Raw genomic sequence first — 11,940 nt, forward strand, 5'->3', positions numbered from 1 at the left:
AGTGGCGGTAGCTACCATCCGCCTCGCAAAGTAAGGATACTCTCGAGCCTGAGGCGAGTAAGGACCGTGTTGTACCGGGACGCGCTGACGTGTGTACCGGTACAACACATATCTTGCCTGCTACTCAGCTGCAACGTCGCACCACCATAGCGAAGGCGCTTTTTGATTTACCGAACGACGGCGGAATATGTTTAAGCTGATCGTACATCGCATCGACAGGTGGCCCTAAACACAGATCACGACCGGTTTTCAGAGAGAAGTTCACTGAGCAAGGCCACTGGATCAACCCCGATCGCCAGCGCAACTGCGACATATTCATCCACGCTCAACTGACGCTCGCCGGTCTCGTAGCGCGATACATAAGCCTGCTTCCATCCGAGCCGTTTCGCGAGGTCGACCTGACGAAGGCCGGCGTCCCGCCGCGCTACGGTCAGCGCAGCAACGATGCGGGCGTGCAGGTCAGATGGGGCATGGGAGATGGGCACCCCGAAGTATCTAGACCGGCTTGAGCAATATACGGAAAGCGTATATCGTGTGAACAGCCGATCGGGAGTGCTGACATGAGACTGTTCGAGCGCATTGCCATCTGGTTCGAAGACAGGACAATGCCGGATAACCTGAGGATCGGCAGCGACGGCATGGACATCAATCCGGTGACCAGATTCCCGACGATCGCCGGGGCGGAGACACCCGACGTCGCCGGCAATCCCTATGGCTCCACCCAGCCGAATGATTGCCAGTGTGAATGGCAGCACTACGATCGCCGGGACAGCGGGACCCATAACCATTTTCAGCATAACGATAGCTGGTCAACGAGCAGCCATGGTCCCTGCGTAGCTAAGCGTATCCCGGTGTCTGACCGATTAGTCGCACGATGGGAGGTGAGCCAACTGAGCATCATTCCCTATGGGATCAGCCTCATGGCCGTTCTGCCGATGCTGATAGCGACGATCGGTATCGCCAAGGCGATCGGGACCAGGCCGCTCGTGCTCGGGCAAGGCATGGTCATCCTCTGGATTGTGCTGCTCGGCACTGAGACAGGGCGGATACTCTGGACGCTGAAGCACCGTTACGCCTCGCCCCGCTGGCTGCGCGCGGTTCATGCCGTGGTCGGTGATGACCTCGCTGTCCACGCGCTCGCTGAGCTGATGCGCCAGCATCGGTACGAGCCCGATTACGTCCTTGTCAGGTCTGACATGACCATCGCGATCCAGCAGGAGCGTTCCAGACGCAAGGAGGCGGCACTACGTGCTGAGGGGGTCCGGGTGATGGAGAAACCCGAACCTGCCTTGGGTTCAGAGCCCGGAGACGAAGATTCTCGGATCGGCGAAGATCAACGCGCCTGGGCGCGGCAGCGTCGTGCCGCCGAGAGGCTACTGGTTGCAGCAGAACCGGTAACGGGCAGTATCTACAGCGGCTCGCATTGAACCTGCTGTCCCGCGCCATGGATGGCGCAATCGAAGTAGAATGACCACGAGTCCACTATCCGGCTGACAAGCCGGTCTGGGTGCCCCGCCGGAAGCCGGAATGAATGCCGGAGCATCACGGCATCGATACGGCAAGCGTCCGGATCGTGCAGGGAAGGGGCACACACCACGCTATGGATAGCGGTCGCGCGCGGATCGAAAAACCAATATTTATCATGACTGTAGCATAATATCGATCGTGCTACAGCTTTCACGAAAGCTGCCTTCTGACGTGCTACAAGGCTGCTACAGCGCTACGGAGACTATGCTTCATCGGACTGTACGGCGCCTGAGGGTCGCAGGCATGCGGCCCGTGCGCCGCCCCTTGAAGGCACGGCCCATCTCTCGGCAAGCGTCATGGATAAGACCGGGGCGCCAGCACCGGCCGGTATCGAACCCTGCTGTGTGCTTGCGCCAGCGCGATCAGAACGTGCCAGGCGGCCGTTGTTTGAAGCGGCGGGGATCGAGGAACCAGACGAGCATGGCCATGCCGGCGATGGCCGCCGCCACCCAGCAAGCCGCTGTCAGGACAGAGGAGTAATCCAGCAGACTGGCGGCTAGGCCTGCCAGCAACAGTGCGACGGTCAGCCCCGCCAATCGGCGCACGACGGGCCAGTTGCGCCGCGCGAACCCGACGCGTTTGGTATCGGCCGTCCAGGCCGCTAGCTGCTCCTTCGAAGGTCCGCTCATCTTCAATCCCCCAGCGACAAGGCGAGCAACGTGCCGCGCAGCTGCCTGCGATTGGCGGCGCCCGCGTCCGCCCCCCCGTCGTATAGTACGCGTGCGAGCGCCTGACTGCGTTCGTCAGGCAGCTTTAGCCCTACGTCCCTGCAAACGGCGTCCACGTCGCTGCGTAGGCGATCAAGCCGGTCCCAGTCGACGGGGCCGTAATAGCTCTGGGGGACGGTGTCCTTGGCCAGGATCACCCATTCGGGATCGACGTCGTAAGTGTGCCGGAGCTTTGCCATTAGGGCGACTGGTGGCTCCGCCTCGCCTAGTTCCCAGCCGACCAATGTACGCTTGGCATAGCCCAGCGCCTTGGCGAACGCCTCCTGTCCCAAGTTAGCTCTGAGCCGTACCGCCTTGATTCGCTCGCCGATAGTGGATGAACCGCTCACGTCGTCATGGCCTATTCCGTCATCCTGCTCATTATAGCAATTCTCCACCACAACGCTATCGTGACACCATAGCGGTGCCGGCGACAAGCAATTCGCCGGAATTTCACTTGGCGGGGGACGAAGATTTCATGGGCGGTCAGGTCAATGTGCGGCTCGGTGACGAGGACGATGCAGCCCTTACCCGTTGTGCGGCCGAGCGCGGGGTCGAGCGCGCGACCCTCGCCAAATCGTTCGTTCGGGAATGTCTCGATGCGTGGCGGGATGGGCGGGCGGTATTCGATCGGCCCGAGCAACTGGGGCCCGGTGATGTCGTCGCCTTCGGAGCCAGGCTGGACAAGGCGGTCATGGAGATCGACCGCATCGCCCAAGCTTGGGCAGCGCATGAGAGCGACATGCACAAGCTCGAGCGTGAGGATCAGCTGGCGCTGACGCGGGTCCGGGCCGAGTTTATCAAGGGCATGCCCGAGCGCATCACCGCGAGCTTGAATCCGATCAGAGCGGAAATGTTGCTGCTTGCCGAGCGGATCGACAGGCAACCCCGTCTAGACGCCATCGACGAGCGGCAGCGCGACCATAGCGAGCTATTACGAGAGAACACCGCCGCCATCAGGAGCCTCGAGCGACAGCCCCGGACAAACGTCAGCTACACCATCTGGGACAGGGAATTGTCAGGCCGCAAGGTAGGTGCGGCGCTGGCGGTCATCTGGCTGCTCTCCGTCTCCAGCTACTTCGTTGGAGCGATGGCGCTGCCGCCATCGTGGTTCGCCGTTCGATCGGCCAATTATCTGCTAGGCGGCGGAGACCAGGCGGTCTGCGCCCTGGTGAACTACCGGCTGGCAACCGATAGCTGCCGGACACAGTTCGAAGGGAAGGCAAGCAAGGTCACTGTCCGGGCGACACCCGGTACGCCACAGGGCAAACAGTGATCTCGGTTGCGGCGGTCGGTTCGGCCTCCGACGCAGCCGCCTATTACGCTCGCGACAATTATTATACCGCTGATCAGGCAGAAGGGGTCAGTGCCTGGGCAGGCGAGGGGGCCGCCGAGCTGGGTCTGTCCGGGCCGGTCGATGCCGAGCGGTTCGAACAAGTGCTGGCCGGCAAACTCCCCAATGGCGTCGTTCTGGACGCCAAACGAGGTGAACACCGGGCGGGTTGGGACATCACCATGTCCGTGCCCAAGTCGGTGTCGATCCTGGCGCTTGTGGGCGGGGACGCACGGCTGGTGACTGCGGTGCGCGAGGCGGCGGCCGCGACTCTCACCTGGACGGAGCGCAACATTGCCGAAGGGCGGGTCTGGAATGGCAAGGGACAGGGCCCCGAGATGACCGGCCGGTTCGTCGCCGCTACCTTTCTTCACGACGTGAACCGCAGCGGCGAGCCGCAGCTGCACGTCCATAACGTCATCGCCAACGCGACCCGCACTGCGGACGGCCAGTGGCGGGCCCTGCACGCGGACCAGCTGTACGAGCGCCAGCATGTCATGGATGCGGTGTTTCTGTCCGCACTCCGCAGCCGAGTTGAGACGCTCGGCTTTGCCACTATCCCTCGGCACGACGGCCGCAACGGCGCCTTCGAGATTGCCGGCGTGTCCCGCGCGGTGGTGGAAGCATTTTCCGGCCGATCGGCCGAGATCGACGCATACATCAAGGAACGCGGACTGGAGAACACAGCCCAGACGCGCGAATATGCGGCGCTGGCGACGCGCGCGCCCAAATCGTCAGATATTGCCGCAGAGCAGCGCGCGGAAGGATGGCGGAAGCTGGCTGTTGAGAAGGGGCTGAATCCGACAGCGCTGGTGAAGGATGCACTGGCGGAGGCGCGGCGGGGGTATGATGTGTGGACGCGCACGGTGCGGGGCGTGCGCGGAATAGGCGAGCGTGGGGTGGCCATCGCCGGCCGTATGGGGCTGACCCCGCGCGACGGCGACCCGCTGGTGCCCGAACGGCTGGGACGGCTGGAGCCGCGAGCTTATGCCGTAGCGCACGCGGTCGCATCGGCGGTGCGCGACCTGGGCGAACGGGAGGCAGCGTTCGACCGGCTGGAACTCATCCGCGAAAGCCTGTCGCGTGGCGGGCCGGTGACGGTCGGCGATGTCGAGGCCCGGCTGGCGCTGCTGCAGGAGAAAGGCCTGCTGCTCAACGACGACGATCGCATGGTGACGACGCAGGGCGCGGTGCGGTTGGAGCAGGCGTATCTTGCCACGGTCGAGGCGGGGAAGGGGCAGTCCGCCCCGATCGTTCCGCCGGTCGACGCCGCGATCCGGGTGCAGGAGGTAGCACGCGAGCTGGGGCTGCGCCGGCTCAATCCAGGCCAGGAAGCCGCAGCCGTGTTGATGCTGTCCTCGTCCGATCGGGTGGTGAACGTGCAGGGCGGGTCGGGACGCGGCAAGTCCACCGCGATGGCGCCGGTGACGGCGGTAGCGAAGGCGGAGGGGCGGACGGTGATCGGGCTTGCCATCGCCAGCGTGAAGGCGAGTGAATTCGGCCGCGACACCGGGGCGGACGTGAGCACTGTCGCCCGTTTTCTGACGCGTCATGCCCGCGTGATCGACGGCACCGCCCGACCGGAACAGGTCGCCCGCGTGAAAGCGGAGCTGGCGGGTTCGATCATCATGGTCGAGGAGGCCGGGCAGCTCGGTACGCGCGACATGGAACGGATCGTGCGGCTTGCCAATATCACGGGCGTCGCGCGCGTCGTGCAGACCGGCGATACTCGCCAGCTGACCGCGATCGCAGCCGGCAAGCCGTTCGAAGCGAGCCAGCGAGCCGGTGTCGTCACAGCCCATATCACCGAGAATTTGCGTTCCAGATCCGATCAGATGAAGGCGGTCACGGCCGCACTCGACCGCGGCGACGTGTCGGGCACGTTCGAGTTGCTCAGGCCTGCCACGACCGAAGTGCCGGGCAGCGAGGTGGCGACCACGGCTGCAGCGCAGTGGGCAACGCTACCGCGAGCCGAGCGTGACGCCACCCTCCTTCTGACCGCCGGCCGCACCATGCGGAGCGAGGCCAACCAGGCCGTGCAGGCCGAACTGAAGGCGCGTGGCGAGATCGCCGCTACCGGCACATCGTTCACCGTACTCGACCGGGTCAACGCCACCAGGGAAGGCGCGCGGCTGATGCGCGCCTACCGGCCCGGCCATGTGGTGGAGGTGCGCACCAATCTGCCGAGCCAGGGCCTCGTCCGGGGCGATCGTGGTGTCGTGACTGGCGTCGACGAGGATCGAGTGCGGCTCGGCATGGCGGACGGGACCGAAAAGCTGTTTCGTCCCGGTCGGCTAGCCAAGAACCTCGACCGCGATGCCGTGTCGATTTTCGCGTTGAAGCAAGTCGAGTTGCACGTCGGCGACCGTATCCGTTGGAGCGACAACGACCAGACCCGCGAGCTCGATAACGGTGCGATGGCGCGGGTGGATGAGGTGGGCAGGGGCAGGCTGGTCGTGTCCTCACTCGTCGACGGCGCTGTGCATGAGATCGCGTCCGGCGATCGTATGGCCGAGCGGCTGGACCTTGCCTATGCGATCAACGTCCATGTCGCGCAGGGGATCACGACCGACCACGGTATCGTGGCAATGCGGTCGTCGGAGCGCAAGCTGCTGACTGAGCGCTCTTTTCTGGTCGCGCTGACCCGCGTGGCAGACAAGGTGGCGCTGGTGGTCGACGACGGGCGAAAGGTCGAAAGGCATGTCACCCGCAATACCGGCAACAAGACCTCAGCGCTCGACGTGGTCAAACAGGTGCCGGAAAAACATCTGTCGCTTGATGGACCATCGGGGGGCGGGGGCCGGTCGCGGGACTTCGGTCTGGAAATGTAGGTGTGATAGGATAGCAGCCATTGGGACGTCGGATTTTGACCATCCTCTCACCACCCCCCTTGTCGCGCGCGTCCGAACCGTTGCGATCGGCGGGAATCGGCGTCCTACCACCCCAGTTCAGAACAGCTTGCGCACCCCGATCCGGATCGATCGGCCCACCGGGTCGATCAGCGCCGGCTGGAAGCGGTTCGGCGTCTGGCCGTTACGATCGGTGACGTTGATCCGGTCGTTGAGCAGATTCTCGATCGTGAAGTGGATCATCAGGCCCTTGGTCCAGGGCTTGTCCACGATCTTGTGCGTGTCCAGAAAGCTGTAGACGACCAGCCAGGTCCGCCCCGAGAATTGCAGGTCGGAGGCGGCGATGTCGCTGCGGATGCGGGTCGGCCCCTGGACCCGGCCATACATCCCCAGATTGGCGATCCCGTAATTGACCGAGCCGTTCAGCTCGACGTCCCAGCGTGGTCGCCCGCCGGTGCCGCTGAGCGTCGCACCGTCGAGCAGGTCGAGGACCGCCCCGCCGTCGCGCAGGGTCAGCCGATCCTCCAGCCGGTAGTTGGTCGTCGCCGACATCCGCATCTGCAATCGCGGCTTGGGCGGGCGGGGCGGGGGCGCGGTCTTGGCCGCATCGGGGGCGAGCGGCGCGGCCGGGGGCGGTGGGGCCTTGCCCAGGGTCGCCTGGAGATCGACGGTCATGCGCAGCTTGCGCTCGCGCTCGAACGCCAGGTTCACCGGGCGCAGATCGACGCTGATCAACTGGCCGAGCGCGTCGCGACGGAACAGGTCGGGGAAAACGCGTTGAAACGCCGGAGTAGCCCCGCCCAAGGAGGCCGCCTGGTTGTCGATCCGCGTGTCGAGATAATCGACGCTCAGCCGGATATCCTTGTCCCGGATCGGCTGGAGCGCGATGCCGAGCGTCGTGATCCGACGCCGTTCGGGCGCCAGATCGGGATTACCGCCCATGATGGTGGTGACCAGTGTGCTGCGCCCGGTCACATAGTCGAAAAAGGGCGTGTTGGGCGTGGTCAGCACCGGCGCGACCAGCTGGGTGACGGCGGGTGCGGTCTGCGCGACATTGACCGAGGCGTTGAGCTGGACCGGGCGGACGGGCGACCAGGTCAGCCCGAGATTGGAGGTGCTGAGCCGGCCGAAGTCGGACACCTGCGACACCCCCGCCATGCCGCTGAGCTGCATCTCGCCCAGAAAGGACAGCGAGCCTTCGCGCGCCGAGGCGATCGGCACCGTCGCATTGACGCTGGCCCCGCGCATGGTGCGTCCGACGCCGGGGTCCGCGAGCGCGAGGTTCGAGCGTGCCTGGCTGTCGATGCGGCTGTAATCGGTGGTAACGGTCAGTTGCGCCTCGCCGGCGGGCAGGCGGACGATGGGGCCATTGGCGGTCGCCTTGATCCCCAGCGTGTCGGAGGTCGCACGGCTGCGGTTGACAAGGCGCTGCGCCGCGATCGCCGGATCGATCGGCGCCATGGGATCGCCGCCCGCATCGATCGCCGCCTGAAGCGCCCCCAACGGCACGCCCGTCTCCGAACTGTTCCGCGAGACCAGCCGGTCGTAATTGCCCGTCACCGCCCAGCTCCAGCGGCGGACATCACCCAGAAGCGTGCCGCCCGCATGCAGCGCCATGCTGGTCGTCCGTTGGTGCAGCACGCTTGCGGGCAGATAGCGATAGAGCAGCGCATCATTGGCGAAGGGCAGCGCCCCCGCCCCGCCGGGCACCCCCAGTACGGCCGGTGCCAGTCCGTTCAGCCCGCGATTCTGGCTCGCCTCCATCGACAGGGTCAGCGATCCCGACAGGGACTTGCCGAGCGGGCTGGCGATACCGGTTTCGGCATGGATGGTGTCGGTGCGCGGGATCAGGGTGCGATAGGGTCCCAGATCGGTGACCGCGACCGGGGTCGTCGCATAGGCCGCCAGCGACGCCCGCGCGGCCGGATCGACCGGCACCCCCGATAGGATCGCCGCCCGCCCCGCCAGCCGGTCGAGCGCGGGGTCCAGGCTGGCACCGTTCACGCCCGTCACATTGCCCGTCGTCGCGAACAGCGTCTCGGGATCGGGCACGACAGCGCGCTCGCTTTGAAGGACGGGGTTCTGTCGGAAGTGCGACAGGTTGAAGGTCAGGCGGCGGGGGCCGTCGATCCGGGCCGAGGTCAACTCGGCATAATTGGTCTCACCGCCTCCGTCCGTCGCGATGCCGGGCAGGACCTGGAGCGTGACCGCGCGGAATTTCTTCTTGGTGATGAAGTTCATCACCCGCACCGTCGGTGGATAGCCGAAGCGCGCCGCCTCCTGCTCGGGCAGCACCTCGATCCGCTCCATCGCCTCATAGGGCAGGTTCTGGAACTCGGCGAAGCCCGATATGCGCCGCCCGTTGAGCAGCATCACCGGCTCGCCCCCGCTCGCCGAACTGGTCAGCGATTTCACGCGCTTGAGCAACTCGGCCAGACTGGGCGCGCCCAGCGCCGCAATCGCCTCGGCATCGAGCACCGCGACCGGCTCGACCGCGCCGATGATGGAGCCGGGAATGCGCTTGCCGGTGACGGTGACTTCCGCAGGGGGTGCCTGTTCGCCGGGATCGGCCTGCGCCATCGCCCCTGTTGGTATCGCCAGTCCCAGGACAACCGCCGACCATCCCACGCCGCCCCTCGGCCGCGCGCGCTCCCTGTACCCCATCGCCCAGCCACTCCCATCGCCGACGTGATGGTGATGTTTAGTGTGGCAATCATGTCACAATTAAGGCTCGTGCTTCGCCGTATCGACGGAATATCGCGGTGGCCGCCTGCCGTGGTTTTCATAACTGACGTGAAGATATGGCTTGTTTACCCGTCCGACGATTGTCGAATAAGGTCAAACGATCGCGACGACATGCAGGGAGAAGCGCCTGCGATGAGCATGAATGCCGCCGCCAGAGTGGGTGATCCGATCGGCCACAGCTTTAGCCAGAGCCTGTTCGGGGAAGCACTGGACGGTTTGTTCTTTGCCCGCCGCAGCGAGGTGGACATGCGCGCCGGCAATCTCGGCCGACTGATCGCGCGCGGGCTGAGCGGTGGACGCTGGGCGCCGGCCGATGGCCAGCTGACGCTCGGATCGCGCGACGTCTTCATCAACGGCCGCCCCGCCACCATGACGATCCTATCGACCGGCCAGTGCCGCCAGCATAGCGGCCTGCGCACGGTCGTCAGCGGGTCTCGTACGGTCTCCATCAACCAGCGCGAGGCGGCGCGGGTTTCCGACACGCTCGATTGCGGTGCTCTCATCCTGGAGGGATCGCCCGATGTCCGGATCGGCGAGGGACCACCGCCCTCGACCTGCGACCTGTTACGTGCGGACGCCGCCAAGATCGCGCAATTCCTCGTTGAAGCACAGGCCGCGCAGGCGGTGTATGATCCCCCCGGCGAACGCACCCCGCCGCCCGGCTATCGCAACGCCACGCCTGAGGATCTGCGCCGGTTGAACCTGACGGAAGCTATGCTGGAGCATCCCATCGATCCCACGACGAGCGAACCCACCGAGTTTCGTGCCGGTGTGTTCGTCAACAATGCGACGGGCGCGCCGCTGGTGGCGTTCAAGGGGACGACCATGACCAGTGCTTCGGATTGGGGGCAGAATTTTGCCCAAGGCCTGGGGATGGATGCGTTCTATTATACCCATGCACAGAATATCGGCGATACGGTCGCCAATGCACCAGGCGGCATGGGGCGAAACGCGCGTTTCACTGGGCATTCATTAGGTGGTGGCATGGCCTCAGCAGCAGCGCGCTCGTCTGGCCTGCCAGCAACGACGTTCAACGCGGCAGGTTTGCGCAGCGACACCGTACCTAACGCGCTACCATCCGAAATAGACGGCGTTTATCTCAAGGGCGAAATATTACGTTCCAGTCAGGCAATCCCGGGAATGCCGCGGACAGCTGAAACCCGCGCCTGGCCGTTGCCCCCAGACGAACCCGACATAAAAGATGGAATACGTCAGGCTTATGAAAGCGACGGTATCGTAGCCGCCGGTAAATATGCCGCGATGCGCTCGGTCAATTTGCACTTGATGGACGAGGTTATCCCAGCGCTCCATATGAAACAGCGTTCAATTGCACTCGATCTAGTCAGCAACGGATGCGGTTAGGACAGCTTATGCGACGTTACGTAATGATGATAGCTGGCGGCTTGCTGGCAGCAGGATGCTCGGGAGAAGACACGGTGGCGAACAAGCAGGCGATCCAGCCGATGTTAGGTGCCGTCATGCATGCCAAGACCAATGAGGTGCGTCGCCTGGCGGGTCAGGGCGTCGGCCTGAACGAACGCTATTACACCAACAATGATACGCCGATGATCTTTGCCGCGGGCTCAAACCAATGGACCGTGGTCGAAATTCTCATTGATCACGGGGCCGACATCTGGGCCTATAATCAATTCGGAATAACCGCAGCTCAGCGTACCGAAACGAGCCGCGTCATTCCCGGATCAGACGAGGACCAGGCACGACTGCGCGTGATCGCCAAGCTGAAGGCGCGTGGCTATCCCTTTCCGCCACCGAAGAGCGACGAGGTGCTGAAGCTGGTCGAGGAACGACGCTGGCCACCGACGGGAGCGCAGTCATAGGTGAGCGAAGGGTATGAAAATCATTTGGCAGGTCTATGCCGTGACGATCGGCTGCCTATTGGCGACTGGGTGCTCGGGGGAGAGCACAGTGACGAACAATACGGCAATACAGCCGATGTTGGGGGCTGTAATGCATTCCCGGCCTGAAAGGGTTCGCCAGCTAGCGGAACAGGGCGTCGGCCTGAACGAACGCGACCCGGCCAATCAAAGCACGCCAATGATTGCGGCGGCCGAAACGATGCAATGGGGCATGGTCGAAACCTTTATCGATCACGGTGCGGATATCTGGGCGCATGACCAGTTCGGCATCACCGCCGCCCAGCGCACCCAAACCAGCCGCGTCATTCCCGGATCGAACGAGGACCAGGCGCGGTTGCGCGTGATCGCCAAGCTGAAGGCGCGCGGCTATCCGTTTCCGCCGCCCAAGAGCGACGAGGTGCTGGAAATGGTCAAGGAAGGGCACTGGCCACCGGCGGGGGCGCGGTCGTGAGCCGGACGCAGGGCATGGAGATCGCTTGTCCCGAGGGGTGGACCGACCGATCGATGCTGGTGCTGACGGCACCTCCCGGCGTATCGGGGATCGCGGCCAATCTGGTGGTGACGCGTGACGTGCTGGGGGGCGGCGGACAGGCCCCTGCCGACATCGCCCGGCGGATCGAGGCATATGTCGAAGACGAGATCATGCGCTGGAAGGGCAAACCCGGCTATGCAGAATTGATGCGCCGCCACGCCACGCCCGACCTGCCGACCGCCGAGATGCGGCTCGTGTGGACCGATGGCGCGGAGCCGCTGGCGCAGTGGCTGTCCTTCCTGCCGGCGGGCCCCGATACGGTCGTAGTCGCGGCGGCCACCGCACCGCGCGGCGACATGGCCGCGCTCGAACCCCAGTTTCATGCCATGCTGGAAACGCTGCGGCTGACATAGGGCGACAGGCCCTGTGC

At 64.7% G+C, this 11,940-nt stretch carries 11 protein-coding genes; 7 read left to right on the plus strand and 4 right to left on the minus strand.

From position 1 onward, the window contains the following. Positions 1-236 precede the first annotated feature (236 nt). Complete coding sequence (locus ACQHGV_RS16240) at positions 237-485, minus strand: helix-turn-helix domain-containing protein (RefSeq protein ID WP_206362449.1); 249 nt, start codon at positions 483-485, stop codon at positions 237-239. Positions 486-560: 75 nt separating this feature from the next. On the opposite strand from ACQHGV_RS16240, the gene ACQHGV_RS16245 reads away from it, so the two are divergent. Next, positions 561-1,427, plus strand: coding sequence for a hypothetical protein (locus ACQHGV_RS16245; RefSeq protein ID WP_440980262.1), 867 nt, complete (start codon positions 561-563; stop codon positions 1,425-1,427). A 462-nt stretch (positions 1,428-1,889) separates the two neighbouring features. Here ACQHGV_RS16245 and ACQHGV_RS16250 read toward each other — a convergent pair whose 3' ends face one another. Next, positions 1,890-2,156, minus strand: a complete 267-nt coding sequence (locus ACQHGV_RS16250; protein ID WP_440980263.1) for a hypothetical protein — start codon at positions 2,154-2,156, stop codon at positions 1,890-1,892. 2 nt (positions 2,157-2,158) lie between these two features. After that, positions 2,159-2,584: a helix-turn-helix transcriptional regulator gene (locus tag ACQHGV_RS16255; RefSeq protein WP_440980264.1), complete on the minus strand. Its 426-nt coding sequence runs from the start codon at positions 2,582-2,584 to the stop codon at positions 2,159-2,161. A gap of 128 nt (positions 2,585-2,712) precedes the next feature. Here ACQHGV_RS16255 and ACQHGV_RS16260 point away from each other — a divergent pair, with 128 nt between their 5' ends. Both ACQHGV_RS16260 and mobF read left to right on the plus strand, forming a co-directional pair. Next, positions 2,713-3,510, plus strand: a complete 798-nt coding sequence (locus tag ACQHGV_RS16260) for a hypothetical protein (RefSeq protein WP_126053676.1) — start codon at positions 2,713-2,715, stop codon at positions 3,508-3,510. Further along, positions 3,507-6,398: a MobF family relaxase gene (gene mobF / locus ACQHGV_RS16265; protein ID WP_440980265.1), complete on the plus strand. Its 2,892-nt coding sequence runs from the start codon at positions 3,507-3,509 to the stop codon at positions 6,396-6,398. Before ACQHGV_RS16260 ends, mobF begins: the two co-directional genes overlap by 4 nt. A gap of 117 nt (positions 6,399-6,515) precedes the next feature. Here the strand turns inward: mobF and ACQHGV_RS16270 are convergent, their stop codons facing one another. Next, on the minus strand, positions 6,516-8,996 hold the full coding sequence (locus tag ACQHGV_RS16270) for a TonB-dependent receptor domain-containing protein (RefSeq protein ID WP_440980266.1): 2,481 nt from the start codon (positions 8,994-8,996) through the stop codon (positions 6,516-6,518). A 297-nt stretch (positions 8,997-9,293) separates the two neighbouring features. On the opposite strand from ACQHGV_RS16270, the gene ACQHGV_RS16275 reads away from it, so the two are divergent. Genes ACQHGV_RS16275 through ACQHGV_RS16290 form a run of 4 tightly spaced genes read left to right on the plus strand, consistent with a single transcriptional unit; the run spans position 9,294 to position 11,923 of the window. Continuing rightward, positions 9,294-10,523: a PAAR domain-containing protein gene (locus tag ACQHGV_RS16275; protein ID WP_440980267.1), complete on the plus strand. Its 1,230-nt coding sequence runs from the start codon at positions 9,294-9,296 to the stop codon at positions 10,521-10,523. A gap of 8 nt (positions 10,524-10,531) precedes the next feature. Next, positions 10,532-10,999 (plus strand): hypothetical protein, encoded by a 468-nt coding sequence (locus tag ACQHGV_RS16280; protein ID WP_440980268.1) that lies wholly within the window; start codon positions 10,532-10,534, stop codon positions 10,997-10,999. A 13-nt stretch (positions 11,000-11,012) separates the two neighbouring features. Then, positions 11,013-11,489, plus strand: a complete 477-nt coding sequence (locus ACQHGV_RS16285) for a hypothetical protein (RefSeq protein ID WP_440980269.1) — start codon at positions 11,013-11,015, stop codon at positions 11,487-11,489. Next, positions 11,486-11,923 carry a DcrB-related protein gene (locus tag ACQHGV_RS16290; RefSeq protein ID WP_440980270.1) on the plus strand — a complete coding sequence of 146 codons (438 nt, stop codon included), beginning with the start codon at positions 11,486-11,488 and terminating at the stop codon, positions 11,921-11,923. Before ACQHGV_RS16285 ends, ACQHGV_RS16290 begins: the two co-directional genes overlap by 4 nt. Positions 11,924-11,940 lie beyond the last annotated feature (17 nt).

The organism is Sphingomonas pseudosanguinis, from assembly GCF_052056765.1.
In the GTDB taxonomy this organism is placed as follows: Bacteria; Pseudomonadota; Alphaproteobacteria; order Sphingomonadales; family Sphingomonadaceae; genus Sphingomonas; species Sphingomonas pseudosanguinis.